The sequence below is a fragment of the Micromonospora sp. NBC_01796 genome (assembly GCF_035917455.1).
GTDB lineage: Bacteria > Actinomycetota > Actinomycetes > Mycobacteriales > Micromonosporaceae > Micromonospora_G.
Genome location: NZ_CP109078.1, coordinates 700,447 through 718,770, shown reverse-complemented (window position 1 = coordinate 718,770; position 18,324 = coordinate 700,447). Strand labels below are relative to the sequence as shown.

Below are 18,324 nucleotides of genomic sequence, written 5' to 3'. Positions count from 1 at the left end.
GGCTATCCGCTCTCTGCCAGGTAGTCGTACACCGGCCGTACCGGACCGAGGCTCAGGTCGGTGACGATGTGCGTGGCCGAGACGATCTCGCGTACGGGCAGGTCCGCCAACGGGGCGAGGACATGCTCGAACAGTTGCAACCGGGCTGGGCCGGTCCACGCCTCGATGACCGTGACGTCCTCGATCTGGGTACGGGTCAGCTCGCACACCCGTCTGGTGGCGTCGTAGCCGACCACGTACTTCACCGCGTAGGTGGGCACGGTGACGCTGGCTCGGGCCTCGTCGGGATCCAACGCGTGGTGCTTGTAACCCATGGTGGCGGTCGCCACCCGCAACGAGCCGTAGTCGAGGGTGCCGACCAGGGCCGCCTGGTCCACGTAGAGCCGGGGTGTGCCGAGGACCTTGGGATAGGCGTTGATCTCCCGGCCGATGGCGATCGCCGGGAAGTTGTCGACGTACATGGCGGTCAGGTACTCGCCCCGCTCGCCGTCGAAGCTCACCGCCACCGCCTGACCCGCCTCGACGTAGGGTCCGTACGCCGTCACGTCGCCCATGTTCATCAGCTCGAACCGGACGATCGGGTCCTCGACCACCAGCGGTTCCGGGGTGACCGCGCGGGCCGCTTCGAAGTCCGTGCGGTAGTAGATGTTGAGGTACTCGCGGTTGGTGAACCGGGGGATCGCGGGGGCGTAGGCGGGCGCGGTGAGCGGGGTGGTGTAACGCTGTCGGACCTCGTCGGCGCGCATCGTCACCCGTTCCGGCCCGGGCCCGGCACGGACCGGGTCCGGCCGACCCGCAGCGGCAGTGTGGTCGGGCTCCGGTGACCCCGGGTCGCGCTCATCCGGGGCCGCCCCGCCAGTTGCAGGTCGGGAAAGCGGGTGAAGACCTCACCGACCATGATCTCCGCCTGCAACCGGGCCAGACCTGCCCCGATGCAGTGGTGCGCGCCGCCGGAGAAGGTGACGTGCTCGCGGCTGTTCTGCCGGGTCACGTCGTACCGGTGCGGGTCGGTGAAGACACCGGGGTCGCGGTTGGCTCCCGCGATGAAGTGGATCAGGATCGAGCCGGCCGGGATGTCGTGCCCGCGTACGGTCGAGTCCTCGGCGGCCAGCCGTACGATCAGCCGGCCGGAGGGGTCGTACCGCAGTGACTCCTCGACCACGTTCGGCGCGATGTCGGGGTCGGCCAGCAGCAGTTCCTTCTGCTCCGGATGTTCGAGCAGCAGGCGTACGCAGTTGTTCAGCAGGCAGGCCGCGGTCGGCTGTCCCGCGATGAAGACCAGGCCGAGCAGGGCGACGGCCTCCTCGTCGTCGGCGTCCCGGACCACCGCGCTGACCAGGTCGTCGCCCGGCGCCCGTCGACGTTGTGCGACGAGCGTGGCGAAGAACGCCGTCATCTCGACCAACGCGGTGTGCACCGCACGGCGTTCGGTCATCGTGTGCGGACCGTCGACCGCGTTGACGAGCACACCCGCCCACCAGATCAGCCGGTCCCGGTCGTCGGTGGAGATGTCCATCATGTCCCGGAGGATCTCGAACGGGACGTACTTCGACACCTGGCTGACCAGGTCGAACTCGCCTCGGTCCGCGACGCCGTCGAGCAGCCGCCCGATGATCGCGCGGATTCGGGGCGCCCTCGCGTTCAGCGCCCGGGGGGTGAACCAGGGGGAGACGAGGTGGCGCAGTCGGGTGTGGTCCGGCGGGTCGAGGGAGAGCAGGGACCGCTCGATCGGATGCACCAGTCGGGTCTGGTCGTCGCGTCCCACGGTCCAGTCGGGCCGGCCGGGTGCCGGCGGGAGCGCCCCGAACCGCGCGTCCGTGGTCACCGATCGGCAGAGCGGCTGGGAGACGGTGCAGAGCACCCCGAGCCGGCTGCGATACACCTCGCCCTGCTCGCGGATCCGTTCGTAGATCGGGAAGGGATCGCTGGGCTGCCGTACCCGCAGCAGGTTCGCCGCGTGGTCGCCGCGCATCGCGAGGTACTCGGTCCGTCGCTGGTACCGGCCGAAGTTGAGCGCGGCCCGGGTCGCGTACGTGATCGCCATGATGCTTCCCCTCAGTTGACCTTGCGTTGCCGGCCAGCCCACAGCCGGTCCCGCAGGGCTCGCCGGAGGATCTTGCCGCTGGGCGTCCTGGGTACGGTGTCGACAAACTCGACACTGGTCGGGATCTTGAACTGGGCCAGCCGCTCGCGCAGGAACGCGGTCAGCTCGGGAGCGGTGAGACCCTGTCCCGCTCGCAGCACGACGAACGCGCAGATCCGTTCGCCCCAGGTCGGGTCGGGAGCGCCGACCACGGCTGCCTCGACAACCGCGGGATGCCCGCTGATCGCGTTCTCCACCTCGGCCGGGTAGACGTTCTCGCCGCCCACGATGATCGTGTCGTTGATCCGGTCGCGGATGAAGAGGTACCCCTCGTCGTCCAGGTAACCGGCGTCACCGGTGTGTATCCACCCGTCGACCAGCGTCGCGGCGGTCTTCTCCGGCTGGTTCCAGTACTCCACCATCCGCGCCGGGGTACGGAGCAGGACCTGGCCGATCGCCCCGGTCGGCAGGTCCGCGCCGTCGCCGTCGACCACCCGCAGCCCGACACCCGGGTACGGACGACCGGCGGCGGCCAGCCGCGTACCGTCCAGGCGGTGTTCCGCCGGGGGCAGGCAGACCGCCGTGTTCCCGGTCTCGGTGAGCCCGTAGATCTGCACCATCTCGCAGTTGAACATGTCCAGGCAGCGCCGCAGCAGGGCCTCGCTGATCGGTGAGCCGCCGTAGACCACCTTGCGTACGGAGCCGAAGTCGGCCGGGGTGACCCCGGGCTCGTCCACCACCAGCCGGAGCATCGCCGGCACCAGACAGGTCGTGGTGATGCCCAGTTCGCGGATCAGTTCGACCGCGCGTTCGCTGTCGAACACGGGCAGCACCACGTTGGTGATCCCGGCGTTCAGCCCCTGGGTCAGCCACCAGATCCCGCCGATGTGGAATCCGGGCAGGGCAACCAGGCTACGGTCGTCCACCCGCCAGTCGATCCAGTCCAGCCCGTGCTCGGCGAGCAGCCCGGTGATCGCGAAGAACGTACGTTGGGCGAGGACCACGCCCTTCGGTGCGCCGGTCGTACCGCTGGTGTAGACCTGTAGCACCGGTGTGTCCCGGTCCGCCGCGACCGCGCCGGGGTCCGGGGCCGGGTGGTCGGTGTCCCGCCACCGCGCGTACTCGGTCTCGGCCAGTGGCACCGTCGCGCGCAACCGGGGCAGTCCCGCCGCGATCCCGGCGACCACCCCGGTCAGCCTCGGTTCGACGAAGACCAGCTCGCTGCCGGAGTCGCGCAGCACGTGGTCGACCTCCGGTCCGGTCAGGCGCCAGTCGATCGGCACCAGCACCGCACCGAGCCGGGCGCACCCGAGCAGCAGTTCGTAGTACAGCTCGGAGTCCCGGCCGAAGTGCGCCACCCGGGAGCCGGGGCCGATCCCGGCGCCGGCCAGCGCGGTTGCGGTGCGCCCGCCCCGCCGGTGCAGCTCGCCGTAGCCGATCACGGTCGGGCCGGCGACCACCGCCGGGTGGTCGGGCCGGTCCGCGGCGTGCCGCCCGACGCTGTCCTGCAACGTCTGTCCCGTACGGGACGTGAGGGTAGTGGTCACGCGATACCTTTCCGGACGATCAGTGCCAGGTGTACGAGTCCAGCCAGTGCCGCTGACCCGGGGTGGACGGTGGTGCGGGGCGATCGGGTCGTGTTCGCGCCGAGGCTTCGAGGAGTACGTGTGCGCTGGTGCCGGTGAACCCGTACGCGTTGACCCCGGCGAGCCTGCGCCCCGCCCCCGGCCAGGACGTGCCGGTGGTCGGCACGCTGACCGCCAGCCGTGACCACGGGATCCGCGGCGACGGGTCGACGAAGTCCGGCTGGCCGGGCACGGTGTCGTGGTGCAGGGCGAGGATGGCCCGCAGCAGCCCGGTCGCGCCGGCCGCCGTTTCCAGGTAGCCGATGTTGGCCTTCCCTGACCCGACCAGCAGGGGTGGGGCGTCGGCCCGCTGCCGGCCGTAGGCGGTGGCCAGCGCGTCCAGCTCGACGGCGTCGGCGATCGGGTCGGAGCTGCCGTGCGCCTCGACGTAACCGACCTCGGCCGGCGCCACCCCGGCCCCGCCGAGGCAGTCCCGGATCGCGCCCTGCTGACCGGTGGCGGACGAGCCGACCAGCATCGCCCGCCCGCCATGCTGACCCAGCGCGCTGCCCCGGACCAGCGCGTACGGCGCCAGATTCTCGGCGTGCGCGTCCCGCTCCCGGACCAGGACCAGGACCACCCCGCCCTCGCCCCGGACGTAGCCGTCGGCGCGGGAGGTGAAGGGACGGCAGTGACCGGTCGCCGACAGCATCCCCGCCCGGGCCGAGACCGCGGTGGTGAACGGGGAGAGCACCAGGTGGGCGGCGCCGACGATCGCCACGTCGCACTCGTCGCGTCGCAGCGCCACCCCGGCGAGGTGCAGGGCGGCCAGCGCGGACGAGCAGGCGGTGTCGACGGTGAGCGCCGGACCGTTCACTCCGAGGGCGAGCGCGATCCGTCCGGCCGCCGCGCTCGGGGCGACACCGGAACTCATCCAGCCGGAGAGTTCGCCGTCGGGTACGCCGTTGCGGACCCCGGCCACGCCGTACTCGGACGGGCTGACCGCGATGAACACCCCGACCCGGCGGGTACGCAGGTCACCGAGCCCGGCGTCGGCGACGGCGCGCCCGGTCTCGGTCAGCAGCAGCCGGTGCTGCGGGTCCAGGTAGCGCGCCTCCTGCTCGGGCACGCCGGAGCCGGCGGCGTCGAACAGGTCGATGCTGTCCAGGTAGGCGCCGCTGCGCAGCAGGTCGGCGTGGGGCGCGACATCGGCGGCGGTCAGGTTCCACCGGGGCCGGCCGAGGCTGTCCACCGGCACCCCGACCGACTCCGTGGCCACCGCCCGACCCTCGCGCACCACCGCCCAGAACCCGTCCGGGTCGGTGATCCCGCCGGGCAGCCGGCAACTCGCCCCGACCACCGCCAGGCCCTCGGTCTCGGCCTGCCGCTGCCGCGCCAGCAGCAGAATCAACTGGCTTCTGGTGAGCGCCTCCAGCGACTCGATGTACGCCTTCACGCGCCCAGTTCCTTCAGCGCGGCAAGCTGCGCGTCAGCGTCGTCGAGGTTCGTACCGGATGGGACACCGGCCGTGGCGTCGATGCTCGGGTCGTCGGCGACGGTCCCGGCGAGGAACACGGCGAGCAGGTCGGCCGCCGGGTGGTCCAGGGTCACCGACACCGGCAGCGGGATGCGCAGCGCCGACTCCAGTTTGTTCTTCACCTCGACCGCGGCCAGCGAGTCCAGGCCCAGGTTGGTGAAGCGGGTGTCGAGCGGGATCTCGTCGCTGGTGTCGTAGTGCAGGACCTCGGCGACCGTGTCCCGGACCAGTTCGACCAGGAGCGCGGTACGTTCGGCGGCGGGCAGGACCCGCAGCGCCTCGGTGTCGACCGTGCGTACGGTGTGCGCCGCCCGCCGGGCGACCAGTTCGTAGAGCGCGTTGGGCAGCGGCCTGGTGGCGGCGAACGTCGTCCAGTCCGACTCGCCGACGATCACCTGCGGTGGTGTCGGCCCGGTCAGCAGGGTGGCGAGCGCACGGTGGCCGTCGCTGGGCTGGATGAACCCGATGCCCTGCTGGGTGAAGGAGGCACGCCGCTGCTCGCTCAGCCCGGCGGCCATGCCGATGTCCGTCCACGGTCCCCAGTCGACGGCGACGCCGGGCAGTCCCTGCGCGACCCGCGAGTGCATGAGCGCGTCCAGGAAGGCGTTCCCGGCCGCGTAGTTCGCCTGTCCTGCCTGCCCGAAGACGCTCGAGCTGGACGAGTACCCGACGAAGAAGCGCAGCCCCGGCAGTTTGGCGGTGGCCTGGTGCAGCAGCCAGCTTCCGTACACCTTGGCCTGGAAGACCGTCTCGAAGTCCTCCCACCGCAGGGCGGTGACCGGCCGGTCGGCGAGCACACCGGCGGCGTGCACCAGGCCGCCGAGCGGGGGGCCGTCCTCGGGCAGCGCCTTGAACAGGGTCTCGACGTCGTCGGGCCGGGCGATGTCGGCGGCGTAGGCCCGGACCGACACCTGCGGCCCCAGGTCCGTGCGGATCGCGGCCAACGCGGCCGGGTCCGGCACGCGCCGGCCGACCAGGGCCAGGTGCCGGGCGCCAAGATCGACCAGCGTACGGGCCGCAGCCAGGCCCAGGCCGCCCATCCCGCCGGTGATCAGGTACGTGTGGTCCGGGTCCACGACCGGTGCACCGACCTGCCGTGCATCGGGCTCGTGCACCTCGATCCGGCGGGTGTACCGCCGCCCGTCCCGGTACGCGACCTGCAACTCCTCCGGCTCGCCGGCCCGGCTCTCGGCGAGCAGCACCTCCGGGGCGGGTGCCGTTCCGGGCGGCAGGTCGAGCAGGGTGACCCGGTAGTTCGGGTACTCGTTGGCGAGGACCGCGCCGAACCCCCACACCGTGGCCGAGGTCAGGCGCCGCTCGTCACCGGGGTCGTCACCGGGTAGCCACTGCGCGCCGCTGGTGACCAGCCACAACCGTTGGTCCGGTCCGAACCCGTGCTGTTCGAGCAGGCGGACGAGGTCCAGCAGCCGGGTGTACTGGCGCCGGCACTGCTGCGCCAACCCGGCCGAGGTGTCGGCGTCGTCCGGCTGCCAGCACCAGAACACGTCACTCGGGCGCTGGGCGAGCAGATCGGGCAACTCGGTGAGATCGTCGGCGAAGCTGATCCGCGTACCGGTGTCTCCGGTTCCGGTGCGGGCCGCAGGTTTGGTCCGGGCGTGCACCAGGACGGCGTGCGGCGGCTCGACACCGGTCGCCGGCAGGGGCCGCTCGACCCAGGACGCCCGGTGGAACAGCCGGCGCCGGGCGGTGCTCGCCTGGTTGATCCGCCGGAACTCCAGGTCGTGCAGTACGCAGACGACCCGGTCACCGTCGCTGAGCACGACGGTGGCGACGGCGTCGATCCCCGAGGCGGGATCGGTCGGCACCAGCCGGACGACGCTGCGCAACCGTCGGCCCCGGGGCCGGCTGAACAACTGGAAGGAGCCCAGTCGCACCGGCAGGCCGGGACCCTGCCCGGCACTGTCCGCACGCAGCGTCCAGTCCAGGAGGGTCGTCTGCAACGCCGAGTCGAGGATCGGCGGTGGCAGGTGTTCCGCCGGAACCCCACCGGGTCCGGCGAGGTCCGCGACGGCGATCTCCTCGCCGTACGGGGTGAGCGACCGTACCCGCCGGAACTCGGGACCGTAGTGCAGCCCGCTGGCGGCCAGGTTGGCGTAGAGGGTGTCGACCCGGGCCAGCGCCTCCGGTTCCGCCCCGGTCACCGAGTCGCTCTCGGTGCGCAGCCGGGTGCCGTGACCGAGCAGTTCGGTGTCGACGGCGCCGGACGCGGTGGCGGTGGCGGTGATGTGCCGCCGTTCCGGGCCGGACTGGTCGGCCGAGCTGAGCACCTCGATCTCGTCGCCCCCGTCGGCACCCGGCCGGATCCGGGTGATCAGGGTGCAGGCGCCCTCGCCGAGCAGCAGCGGCTCGTGCACACGCAGGTCGCGTACGGGTCGGGTGACCTCGCCGTGCACCGCGTCCAATCCGGCGACGACCACCTCGATGAACCCGGCGACGGGGAAGACGACCTGGTCGCCGACCACGTGGTCGGTGAGATAGCGGGGCGAGTCCGGCCCGACGGTACCGGCGAACTCCCGCTCGCCCCGGGACAACTGCTCGGCCGTGGATCGCTCCGTACCGAGCAGTGGGTGGGCGGTGGCCGCCGACCCGATCGAACGGGCGGGCGGCATCCAGTACCGTCGCCGGTCGAACCGGTAGCCGGGCAGGGTGAGGTGCGGTCGGGGCCGGCCGTCGTGGAAGCCGGACCAGGAGACCGGCAACCCGGAGGTGTAGAGCGCGGCCACCGTCTCGCGGCTGGCGCGGGCCCGTTCGTCGTCGCGCTCCAGGGAGCCGAGCCACTGGTGCTCCGCCGCCGGTACGCAGGTCCGGGCGGTGTTCACCAGGGTCCGGGCGGGTCCGATCTCCAGCATGGCGTGCGCCCCACGGGCCGCGATCGCCCGTACGCCGTCGGCGAAGAGCACCGGTTCGCGGATCAGGCGTACCCAGTAGTCGGGGTCCCGTACGGCCTCAGGGGTGGCCACCTCCCCGGCGAGGTTGGAGATGAGGGTGATCTCCGGTTCGGCGAACCGCATCCCGTCCAGGGCGGTACGGAACTCGTCGAGCACCTCGTCCATCAGTGGCGAGTGGAACGCGTGCGAGACCGGCAGCCGCTTGACCCGCAGCCCACGGTCGGCGAGCTGCGCGCCGAACCCGTCGAGGGCGTCCAGCGCACCGGAGACGACACACTGGTCGGGACCGTTGTGGGCGGCCAGCGACAGATCGGTCCGCCCGGCGAGCAGGGCGCCGAGTTCCTCGGCCGGCGCGCGGACCGCCACCATCCCGCCCGGCGTACGCACCGACTGCATGAGCCGGGCCCGGGTGGCGACCAGCCGTACCGCGTCCGGGAGGGCGAAGATCCCGGCGACCGCGCCGGCGGCCACCTCGCCGATGCTGTGGCCGAGCACCACGTCCGGTCGGATGCCCCAGGAGGCCCACATCGCGGCCAGGGCGTACTCCAGGGTGAACAGCGCAGGCTGGGTGTACCGGGTCTGGTCGAGCAGGTCGGCGGCGTCCGGATCGGTGCCGAACATCAGCGCGGCGACGCTGCGCCCGTCCAGGTACGGCGCGAAGAGCCCATCGCACTCGTCGACCGTCGCGGCGAAACTCCGGTGCCGCCGGTACAGCTCCCGGCCCATGCCGGGGTACTGGCTGCCCTGGCCGCTGAACAGGAACGCCACCTGGCGCAGGTGCCGGGGCTCGGCGGCCGGCCGGGCGAGCAGGTTCGTCAGGTCGGCGCGGGTGGACACCGCCCCGGCCAGCCGTACCGGCAGGTGGGTGCGGCTGACGTTGGCGGCGTGGCACAACCGCGCCGGGTCGAGGTCCGGACGCTGGTCGAGGAGGTGCTGGTACCGCTCGACCTGGAGGCCGAGCGCCCGGCGGGTCTTGGCCGAGAGCGTGAACACGTGCACGTCCGGGTCGACGGGATCGCCGGTGCCGGGCGGGTCGTCCCCGGGCCGGACGTCGGTGAACTCGGGGGCCTGCTCGAGCACGGTGGACGCGATCGTGCCGGCGAAGCCGAAGGAGTTGACCATGGCCCGTCGCACGCCGGCCGCCGGCCACCGCTCCGCCCGGGTGGGCACCGCCACCGGGATCTCGTCCCAGGCGATCCGGGTCGACGGGGTACGCAGGTTCAGGTGCGGGTAGACGCGACCCTCGCCGAGTTGGAGGACCGTCTTGATCACACCGCTGACCCCGGCCGCCGGTTCACTGTGGCCGATGTTGGTCTTGACCGAGGCCACCAGCAGCGGCGCCTGCCGGGTGTGCGAGTCGGCGAAGACGGAGGCGATGGCGGCCACCTCGATCGGGTCACCGACCGCCGTACCGGTGCCGTGCGCCTCGACGTACTGGATGTCGCCGGGGGTCAGGGCCGAGTTGGCCAGCGCGGCACGCATCACCCGCTGCTGGGCGCCCCCGTTCGGTACGGTCAGCCCACCGCTCTCCCCGTCCTGCCGGATCGCGCAGCCCCGGACCAGCGCCAGCACCCGGTCCCCGTCCCGGCGGGCGTCGGAAAGCCGCTTGAGCGCCAGCATCCCGCTGCCCTCGCTGCGTGCGTACCCGTCCGCGCTGTCGTCGAAGGTCTTGCACCGGCCGTCCGGCGCCAGCATGTTGGCCTGCGTGGTCACGATGTGTGCCTGGGGGTGGATGGCCAGGTTGACCCCACCGGCCAGCGCGATGTCGCACTGCCGTTGACGCAGGTCCCGTACGGCCATGTCGAGGGCGACCAGCGACGAGGAGCAGGCGGTGTCGACGCTGGCGCACGGACCCTGCCAGCCGAGGAAGTACGAGAGCCGACCGGCCGCGGCGCTGTGTGACGTACCGGCACCGAGGTAGCCGTCGATCGCCTCGTCGGGCAGGGCACCGGCGGCCACCATGTAGTCGGCCGAGCTGATGCCCACGTACACCCCGCCGTTGGCGCCCCGCAGCGCGTCCGCGTCCAGTCCGGCGTCCTCGAGCGCCGCCCACGCGGTCTCCAGCACCAACCGTTGCTGCGGATCGACGTAGCCGGCCTCCTTGGGCGAGATCCCGAAGAAGGCCGGGTCGAACTGGTCCACCCCGTCGAGGAAGCCACCACCGGCGGTACGGATCTTGCCCCGTGCGCTCGGTTCGGTGGTGGCGAAGTTGTCCACGTCCCACCGGTCGGGTGGGATCGGGCCGATCCCGTCGGAACCGGCCCGGAGGAAGTCCGCGAAGGACTCCCGGGTGTCGTTCCCGCCCGGCATCCGGAGCCCGATCCCGACGATCGCGATCGGCTCGTACTTCTCCAGTAACAACCTGGTGAGCAGGTCGTCGCCGCTCGGCGGCTGCTCCGGGGAGGACGGGGCCGGCATGGGACTCCTTCAGCGGTAGAGCTGCTTCAACACGGCGTCCAGCATCGGCGGCGGGACGTCGGTCGAGGCCCGGTCGGCGTCGGTGTCACCCGGGCCGGCATCGGCGGTGGCACCGGCGACGGTGGCGAGATGGTCGAGCAGGCGGTCGAACGTGGTGTGCTCGAACAGCGTTTCGAGGTCCAGCCGGCGGCCGAGCCCCCGGACCAGCCGTTGGCGCAGCTCGGTGACGCGCAGCGAGGTCATGCCGAGATCGAAGAAGGCGACCTGGCGCGGCACCTCCGCGTCCTCGGGCAGGAGCAGGACCTCCCGGAGTTCGGCGAGCAGCAGTTCCTCGACCGCACGCCGCCGCTGTGCCCGTGGCATCCCGGCGACGTCGACCGGCGCCGGGGCCGTCGTCCCGGCCGGCGGTGGGTCGGTCCGCTCCGGTGTCGCGTCCGTGGGCGTCCGTGCGGTGCCCCGGGTCAACGGCGGTGGTGACCCGGGGGGTTCCGCCGTGGTCATGCGTCGACCGCACCCGTGGGTGGGTCGGTCAGCACCAGCCTGACCTCACCGTCGCAACGCCCGCCCCGGTCGTCCCAGAACCGGCACTCCGTGTCGATGATCAGCAACGGGGTCCGGCCCTCGCGCCCGGCCCGTAGCTGGGCGTTCGTGAACGCGAGTTCGCCGGTGAACCGGGTCGGATCGATCGCACGCCGGAACCTGCTGCGCAGTTCGGTGATCAGCACGTTGGGTAGTTGCCGCTGCCAGTAGTCGGCCATGGTCCAGGTGTCGAACACCGGCAGCAGGTGTTCCCGTACGGACATGGCCAGGAGGTAGTAGGCAACCTGGTTGTAGCAGATGTTGAACTCGACCGAGTTGAAGTGCCCGGTGCTGTCGATGTACCAGGACTCCGCGACGCCGAACTCGCACAGGGCCGTCACCCGGTCGCCGTCGGTGCGTACCCGGGCCGACTTGAGGTACTGCGCGTGCGGGCGGTAGGGGCGCAGCACCCGTTCCCGGACCGCCGGGTCGTCGGGGAAACCCACCGTCGCGGTGCCGTTGGCAGCGCTGGTGGTCGTCCCGGCCTCCGCGGTCACCGGGCCAGGTCCGAATAGAACGGGTACGCGTCGTGCACGGTGACCCGGTGCGAGACGGCGGGTTCCGGTGCCGTGGTGTGCAGTGCCCGGTGCACCAGGCTGCGGTTGTCCCAGATGAGCAGGTCACCCTCGGTGAAGGTCTGGGTGTGGATGTTCGGGTGGGTGAACGTGGTGTCGAGCTGCCCGCTGGCCGCAAGTAGCCGATCGAGCAGCCCGTCCTCGACCCGGCGACCGTCCTCGTCGAGCAGTTCACAGGCGAGGCCCTGGCTGAGGTAGAGCACCTCCTCGCCGGTCACCGGGTGGATGAAGACGGTGGGATGGGTGGCCGGCGGGGTCTTCCGCTCGATCTCGTCCTGCAACTCGGAGATCGGACGGTAGACGTCGCTCGGCCGGATCTTGAAGTAGCGCCGTGGGCTGTGCACCACCCGGGTACGACGGGCCGCCTCCTTGAGGTCGTCGGGCAGTTCCTGGAACGCCCGACCCATGTCGATGAAGTACGTTCCCCGGTTTTTCTTCGGCACCAGTTGCGGATAGATCATCGTGATGCCGAACGGCGTCGGCATGAACGAGTAGTCCGCGTGCCAGAACTGTCCCGTCTTCGGCACGCCGACCTGCGGACCCTCCGGCGGTTTGGTGGCGGAGACGAAAATCTCGGGGTACTCCGGGTGGTGGTACATCGGCTCGTAATAGGTCTCGACCGTGCCCAGCGCCCGGCCGAATTCGATGAACTCGGCCGACGTCAGGTGCTGGTCCTTCAGCACCAGAATCTTGTCCCGGTAGATGGCCTGGCCCAGTTCGGCGAAGTCCGCCTCGGTCGCCTGGTCCAGTACGAACCCCGTGATGGAGGAACCCATCGGGCGATTTGCCTGCGAAACAATCGTCATGGGAGCACACTTCTTTCCGCGCTTGTGGGCGAGGTCTCCGATTCTTTTGCGGGGGAGCCGAGTCCCCGTCACATCGTCACAATCGAGGGTGGCGGAAGCATCTTCGACATTGCGGCGTCAACCGCTGGAACGCGATTTTCGTCCACCCAGGAACACTCGCAACAGAATGCCGGGTGCCAGGATCGCCCCCGGCGGGTCCAGCAGTCCGGCGACCCGGGAGAACGTGGCCGCCACCCGCTTGTCGTGCGCCGCGACCCGGTGCAGCCGGGCGACGTACCGGTTGATCAGTCGGGTGGCCAGCGGGCGGTGACCCTCGATCTCCGGGAGGGCCAGGTCGCCGCCGGCATTGAGCTGCCAGACCGGGTCGATCACCTTCGCGACGGACCGGAAGAACCGGCGGGCCAGGTCGTCGTCACCGTGTTGCAGACACTCCCGCAACGCCGTCGCTTCGAGCGCCGCCACGGTCATGCCCTGCCCGTACACCGGGTTGAAGCTGCAGATGGCGTCGCCGAAGACGAGCAGTCCCGGCGGGAACCGGCGAAGTCGCTCGTAGCGGCGACGGATGCTGGTCGGGAACCGGAAGGTGGCGAACTCGGTGACCGGCTCGGCGGCACGCAGCGCCGCGTACACGTCCGGCTGTGACACCGACTCGGCGAAGGCGAAGTACGCCTCCTCGTCCAGGTGCGGTGGCACGTCGCCGGCCATTCCGACCAGGGTGAACAGCCATCGGCCACCCTCCTGTTCGGCCAGACCGAAGCCGCGCGGGCGGCCGGGCAGCGGCCCGACGAGCAGTTGCCTGTCCGGGGCGAGGGCACCGGGCGGCATCCGCAGGAAACGGCTGACGTAGGCCATGTCAATCTTGATCCGGTCCTGGGTGGGCGGCTCGTACCCGAGCTCGGCCAGCCAGGTCGCGGCCCGACCCGCCCGGCCCATCGCGTCGACGACGAGGTCCGCCCGGACGGTCTCCTCGACGCCGTCCGTGGCCCGGTTCCGGATCCGCGCCCCGACGACCCGCCCGTCGACGGCCTGCACACCCACCACGTCGTGGTTGTCGACGATCTTGACGTTGGTCAGGGCCGCTACCCGGGTGCGTACCGTGGTTTCCAGCAGTGGCCGGGTCATCTGGATCGCGGCGGCGCCGGTGTCCGCCCTGGCCAGTTCGTGTCCGGACAGCACCAGGCGGACCTCGCGCAGCAGGTGCGCCCGGGGTGCGCCGGCGGCGGCGAGTTCCTCGACCAGACCGGGGAACATGTCCTCGAAGGTCCTGGCCCCCCGTTCGAGCAGCGTGTGCATGTGCCGGCCCTGCGGGATGCCCTGACGGTCGCGGGCGTCGGCCGGCAGCTCGTCCCGCTCCACCACGGTCACGTGCTCGTAGAAGTCGGCGAGCGTACGCGCGGCCAGCAGGCCGCCGATACTCGCGCCGAGAACCACCGCGTGCCCACCCACCGTGCCCATCCGCGTGTCCCCTCGATCGGTGTGTCACGAGTCGGCCCGTTGACAATGACACCGATCGATGCTGGATCCTTCTCTGAAAATGCCCTTTCTCGTCCGTCCGGGGGCCGCACGGCGGCAGCGTCGAGCCAAGGCGGGTGAGGCGGGGCAGTCGAGGAAGGGAGCGGTACGCCGTGACGCCGGAGCTTCAGGAGCAGGAAGAACGTCTCCAGTTCGACCGCTTTGACCATGACGACGCCTGGGACCTGGGAACTCGCCTGGTCGGGCTGGCCAGGGAGCGGGGCCACTCCATCACCGTCGACATCCGTCTGGGTGACCAGCAGCTCTTCCACTACGCGCTGCCCGGCACCTGCGCCGACAACGACGACTGGATCGAACGCAAGATCCGGGTCGTACGACGGTTCGGGCACAGCTCGTACCTCGTCGGTCAGAGCTTCCGTGACCGTGGCACCACCTTCGAGGAGCAGTCCCACCTCGAACCGGCCCGGTACGCCGCGCACGGCGGATGCTTCCCGATCATCCTCAGGGGCACCGGCCCGGTCGGCACGGTCACCGTCTCGGGCCTGCCCCAACTCGACGACCACCGCCTCGTCGTCGAGGCCCTCGGACTCTTCCTGGACGCCAAGCGGGGGTGAGTCGGCTGGGCCCCTGCCGGGAACTGGTCGCCTCCCTCATCGCTCGTGCTGACGAACGGCCGGATCGACGGTGAACTCGAACGAGCGTACGCAGAACAGCGTCGGCCGGGTGAAGTCCCGGTCGGCGCCGCCGCAGAAGTGGGCGAGTAGATTGGTCAACGCCGGCGCCGCCCGATCGGTGGCCCACACGCCCGCCTGGTGCAGCGGGCTCACGTTCTGCGGCTCGGCGCTGATCAGCACGAGGACCGTCTCGGGACGCGGCGAGCCACGTTCGAGGTTCTTCGGCCAGTTCACCTCCCTCCCGATGAGCTGATCTCCCCAGTCGTCGCCGCCGAAGACGTACTCCTCGCCGCCGGGTAGCCGGATGCCGCCCGGGTCCAGGTCGGTGAGTACGGAGACGGCGTACGCCATCCCGATGTCGATCAGAGACACGTACAACTGCCGTCGGGCGTTGTTGCGGATCCGGAAGTAGACCAGGTCGCTGGCGTGGACGGTGGCGCCCGCCGGTGTCAACGGGTACAGCATGCCGGCGCGCACGTGTCCCCACTCCAGGGTGACGGGCGGGTTGAAGGTGCTGCGCGACTCCTCCCGGATGCCGCGCAGCACGGTGGCTCGGGCGATCCGGTTGAGGTCCGCCCGGACCCGGGCGACGGTCCGGGGTCCGGGCTGGCGCGGCTCGTGCAGCGGCCCGATCCCGTCGTGCACGACCAGCGCACCGTCCGGCGACTCCACCACCCGGACCGGTGCGTCCTCGCCCGGCCCGGCGACCCGGACGAACGCGCTGTTCTCGAGGGCGGGCACCAGGGCAGAGGGGACCAGGACCGGAACGCGGGGCGCGACCGCCGTGACCCGGTAGGCACGGGCGTCCGCCGGCAGGGTGGTGCCGGGCACGTGGAACACCAGCCGGCCGGTCGCCACCGTCAGCCCGACGTCGTCGACGCGTACGAAGGCGATGCGCCCTTCGGTTGCCGGCCCGGCGGCCGACCCCGGCATGATCGCGAACTCGTCGCCGGTCTGCACCCCCAGCAGCGCAGCCCCGGCGATGCTCGCCCGCCCGTCGCCGGTGTCGGTGACGAACAGCCAGCCGGCCGAGTCGTCGTTCTCGGTCTCGAACAACACCCGCTCGAACGGTCCCTCGACGTCCGGCCGCTGGTGCGGTACGTGGAGTTGGACGAGGTGCCGTACCCGGATGATGAGCCGGGACCAGCTCACCCTGAGCCCGTCCGCTTCGTCCAGGGCCTGGATCAGCGAGCGGGTGAGCAGCCCGTACCGGCCGGGGCCGTCGGATCGGGGCAGTTCGTGCGCGAACTGGTCGGTGGCGCAGGCGACCAGGCGTACGGCGTTCTTGTTGCCCGTCGGGTCGACCAGGTGGACGGGCAGCCCGGCCCGGATCCGGCGTTCGTGGTGCGCGTCGAGATCGGCCCGGACAACTCCCGGCATCTGCCGGACGTGTGCCGCACCGAGATTGCGTGACATCAGCCCCGAGTGACAGCAGTCGAGGATGACCGTGGCGTTGCTCGTCCGCTCGGTGAGGCGGGCGAGCAGGACGGACAGTTCCAGGGCAGTGATGCCACGGAAGTCGTCGGCGGTCGGGGCGCGGAAGTCGGTCGGCACGATGAACTGCCGATCGTTGCGGGCGACCTTCGTCGACTCGCCCTCCAGCGGCCACGCGTACCCGCCGTGTCCGGAGTAGTAGACCAGGGCCGCGTCCGCGGGACCGGTGTCCGCGATCAACCTCTCGTACGCGGCGACGATGCCGTCGCGGGTGGCGTCCGGACCCACACAGCGCTCGACGGTCATGCCCCGCCTGCTCAGCGCCTCGTCCATCGCCGCGATGTCGTGCTCGACCCCCGCGAGCCCGAACGTCTGGGCCCCGATCAACAGTGCTCGGCGCGTCATGACCTTCCCTCCCACGGTGGTGTCCCACCGAGTTCTGACGGACGGGCCGCTGACGGACGGGACGCCGTCCGTCAGTAACCGGTGGGAAGGTGTGTGTTGCGGCTCCGCCCTCACCCGATCGGATCGTCGCGGTCCGCGTCCGTCGGCTCACGAGATCGACGATCGTGTTGACGCTCTCGGATGAAGGGTCGGAATCCCGTCTTTTGACGAGATCTGAACGCCGGACCTATCGCATGATCGACTGGCGCTCATTACGGGCCGCCTCCACACGGGACCTCGGAAGGGAGTCGTCCGTGGGTGTTTCCGCCGAATCGTCGAGAAACCTGGCCGCCAATCGGTTCCGCACCGCGCGCCACCCCGCCCGCGCACAAGCCAACCCCTACCTGTCCAACAGCACCGTCGGTCTGCCGGTCACGTCGGCCAGACGCTCACCGAGCGCGGACCGGCTCCGCAAGCTGACCAAGGAGGGTCGTCTCGCCGAGGTCGCCGCCACCGCCGCCGACGCCGAGCGGGCCGCGCTCACCGCGGCGGCGTACGAGGTCGCCTGGCCGGTCGTCTTCGCCCGGCTGACCCGCCGGTTCGAGCAGCGCCGGGGCCACAACGTCTGTGCGCTCGGGGTGAACCGGCTGGCGGACGAGTGCCTGGACCGGTTCCACGACGACGTCGAGGCGGTTGTCCACGACCTGCTCGCGCACGCCCGTAAACCGGTCCGGGACCTGGAGGGCTGGATCGCCAGCCGGCTGAACGCCGCCACTGTGGATGGTCACCGACGGCAGCGTGGCCAGCGTGGTGCGCTGCAACGGCCACGGGTACCCGGTTGGCTGGCCGTCGCGCTGGACCACGACCGGTGGCTGACCACCCTCGCCGTGGAGATCCTGGTGTGGGTGGGCGTACGGACCTCCGCCGGCAGTGGCCTGTGGCCGCTGGACGCGTGGGCCCAGCAGCGGGCCACGGTCACCGGCGACTGGCAGCTCAGCGATCCGTCGCGGGTCGGCCGCGACGTCGAGGTCGTGCTCGCCGCGATGCGCCGGCGACCCACCTGGTACGACTCCTACGTGGAGCGCCCGCTCGGCCACAAGCACGCGCCGGTGTGGACCGGTGAACCGGCCCGCGAGCTGTTCCTCACCAACCCGCACGAGCAGGTCGACGCCGAGCTGCTGCGGCTCGCCGCGGAGGCCGTACGCGTCATCGACCACCGGCTGGCCGGCGGCGAGGCGGCGGAGGCGGTCGTGGTCGACGTCATCCAGGCGGTCTTCGGCCGGTCGGTGGCGATCGCGGGTCTCGACCACGCCCCGCACGGAACGGCCGATCCGGTGGGCGACCTGTCTGGTGCGATGACCGACACCGCCACGATCGACCGCATCGTGGCCACCGTCCTGGACATCATCGGGCACCGGTAACCCCTCCGGGTGAACCCGACCGACAGCGGAGGCCGCCCGGCGACAAATCAGGCGGTCGGTCGCGTTACGGGCCGACGTTGTCACCATCGAGCGGATCGTCGGAGACGCCGAGCGGACCGTCGTCCCCGCCGAGCGGACCGTGGTCTCCGCAGGCTGGATCGTCGTCGCCCTGACGCAGCCCGTCCAGGGCGCGGCGGCGCTCGTCCAGATCGGTGCCGGGTGCCACCGCGGGAGGGCCCTCGACGATCGCGGCGCGCAGTTCGTCGACCAGCAGCCGCCGCAGCCGCTCACGCTGCTCCGGCGAGAGGCTCACAGGCTTCTCACCTGCGCGTTCGGTGATCGTCATCATGGGATTGTGCCCTGGTAGCGGGCGTGTGGCAAAGCCGTCGGACGGCCGCGAGACTGCCGAGCATCTCCCACCTTCCACCGGTCCCTCCTCGTTCTGACGGACCCGCCGACGGGGTCA

At 71.3% G+C, this 18,324-nt stretch carries 13 protein-coding genes; 2 read left to right on the top strand and 11 right to left on the bottom strand.

The window, feature by feature from the left end:
• Window positions 1–2: 2 nt before the first annotated feature.
• From OIE47_RS03255 to OIE47_RS03215, 9 genes are all read right to left on the bottom strand, one after another.
• Complete coding sequence (locus tag OIE47_RS03255) at window positions 3–746, bottom strand: acetoacetate decarboxylase (protein WP_326559985.1); 744 nt, start codon at window positions 744–746, stop codon at window positions 3–5.
• Between the two features lie 2 nt (window positions 747–748).
• Window positions 749–2,044, bottom strand: a complete 1,296-nt coding sequence (locus tag OIE47_RS03250; RefSeq protein ID WP_326559984.1) for a cytochrome P450 — start codon at window positions 2,042–2,044, stop codon at window positions 749–751.
• Between the two features lie 11 nt (window positions 2,045–2,055).
• Entirely contained in the window at window positions 2,056–3,630 is a 1,575-nt protein-coding gene (locus OIE47_RS03245) for a long-chain-fatty-acid--CoA ligase (RefSeq protein WP_326559983.1), read from the bottom strand.
• 19 nt (window positions 3,631–3,649) lie between these two features.
• The gene (locus OIE47_RS03240; protein WP_326559982.1) at window positions 3,650–5,104 is read right to left on the bottom strand and encodes a beta-ketoacyl [acyl carrier protein] synthase domain-containing protein; all 1,455 of its coding nucleotides are present in this window, start codon (window positions 5,102–5,104) and stop codon (window positions 3,650–3,652) included.
• The gene (locus OIE47_RS03235) at window positions 5,101–10,512 is read right to left on the bottom strand and encodes a type I polyketide synthase (RefSeq protein ID WP_326559981.1); all 5,412 of its coding nucleotides are present in this window, start codon (window positions 10,510–10,512) and stop codon (window positions 5,101–5,103) included. The genes OIE47_RS03240 and OIE47_RS03235 overlap by 4 nt, the downstream gene beginning before the upstream one ends.
• A gap of 9 nt (window positions 10,513–10,521) precedes the next feature.
• Entirely contained in the window at window positions 10,522–11,013 is a 492-nt protein-coding gene (locus OIE47_RS03230) for an acyl carrier protein (protein ID WP_326559980.1), read from the bottom strand.
• Window positions 11,010–11,588: an FcoT family thioesterase gene (locus OIE47_RS03225; RefSeq protein WP_326559979.1), complete on the bottom strand. Its 579-nt coding sequence runs from the start codon at window positions 11,586–11,588 to the stop codon at window positions 11,010–11,012. The genes OIE47_RS03230 and OIE47_RS03225 overlap by 4 nt, the downstream gene beginning before the upstream one ends.
• Window positions 11,585–12,472 carry a (3R)-3-[(carboxymethyl)amino]fatty acid oxygenase/decarboxylase gene (scoE, locus tag OIE47_RS03220; protein WP_442792044.1) on the bottom strand — a complete coding sequence of 296 codons (888 nt, stop codon included), beginning with the start codon at window positions 12,470–12,472 and terminating at the stop codon, window positions 11,585–11,587. Before scoE ends, OIE47_RS03225 begins: the two co-directional genes overlap by 4 nt.
• Before the next feature lie 117 nt (window positions 12,473–12,589).
• Entirely contained in the window at window positions 12,590–13,927 is a 1,338-nt protein-coding gene (locus tag OIE47_RS03215; RefSeq protein WP_326559977.1) for an FAD-dependent oxidoreductase, read from the bottom strand.
• A gap of 170 nt (window positions 13,928–14,097) precedes the next feature.
• Between OIE47_RS03215 and OIE47_RS03210 the strand changes: the two genes are divergently transcribed.
• Window positions 14,098–14,559, top strand: coding sequence for a heme-degrading domain-containing protein (locus OIE47_RS03210; protein ID WP_326559976.1), 462 nt, complete (start codon window positions 14,098–14,100; stop codon window positions 14,557–14,559).
• A gap of 36 nt (window positions 14,560–14,595) precedes the next feature.
• Here OIE47_RS03210 and OIE47_RS03205 read toward each other — a convergent pair whose 3' ends face one another.
• On the bottom strand, window positions 14,596–16,458 hold the full coding sequence (locus tag OIE47_RS03205; RefSeq protein ID WP_326559975.1) for a caspase family protein: 1,863 nt from the start codon (window positions 16,456–16,458) through the stop codon (window positions 14,596–14,598).
• A gap of 293 nt (window positions 16,459–16,751) precedes the next feature.
• Between OIE47_RS03205 and OIE47_RS03200 the strand changes: the two genes are divergently transcribed.
• Window positions 16,752–17,858 (top strand): hypothetical protein, encoded by a 1,107-nt coding sequence (locus OIE47_RS03200; RefSeq protein ID WP_326559974.1) that lies wholly within the window; start codon window positions 16,752–16,754, stop codon window positions 17,856–17,858.
• Between the two features lie 64 nt (window positions 17,859–17,922).
• Here the strand turns inward: OIE47_RS03200 and OIE47_RS03195 are convergent, their stop codons facing one another.
• Window positions 17,923–18,204 carry a hypothetical protein gene (locus tag OIE47_RS03195; protein WP_326559973.1) on the bottom strand — a complete coding sequence of 94 codons (282 nt, stop codon included), beginning with the start codon at window positions 18,202–18,204 and terminating at the stop codon, window positions 17,923–17,925.
• Window positions 18,205–18,324: the final 120 nt, after the last annotated feature.

Coding starts and splice junctions, on each gene's coding strand:
- OIE47_RS03250 (WP_326559984.1), bottom strand. CDS start 2,044: ATGGCGATCACGTACGCGACCCGGGCCGCGCTCAACTTCGGCCGGTAC.
- OIE47_RS03215 (WP_326559977.1), bottom strand. CDS start 13,927: ATGGGCACGGTGGGTGGGCACGCGGTGGTTCTCGGCGCGAGTATCGGC.
- OIE47_RS03235 (WP_326559981.1), bottom strand. CDS start 10,512: ATGCCGGCCCCGTCCTCCCCGGAGCAGCCGCCGAGCGGCGACGACCTG.
- scoE (WP_442792044.1), bottom strand. CDS start 12,472: ATGACGATTGTTTCGCAGGCAAATCGCCCGATGGGTTCCTCCATCACG.
- OIE47_RS03205 (WP_326559975.1), bottom strand. CDS start 16,458: ATGACGCGCCGAGCACTGTTGATCGGGGCCCAGACGTTCGGGCTCGCG.
- OIE47_RS03230 (WP_326559980.1), bottom strand. CDS start 11,013: ATGACCACGGCGGAACCCCCCGGGTCACCACCGCCGTTGACCCGGGGC.
- OIE47_RS03195 (WP_326559973.1), bottom strand. CDS start 18,204: ATGACGATCACCGAACGCGCAGGTGAGAAGCCTGTGAGCCTCTCGCCG.
- OIE47_RS03255 (WP_326559985.1), bottom strand. CDS start 746: ATGCGCGCCGACGAGGTCCGACAGCGTTACACCACCCCGCTCACCGCG.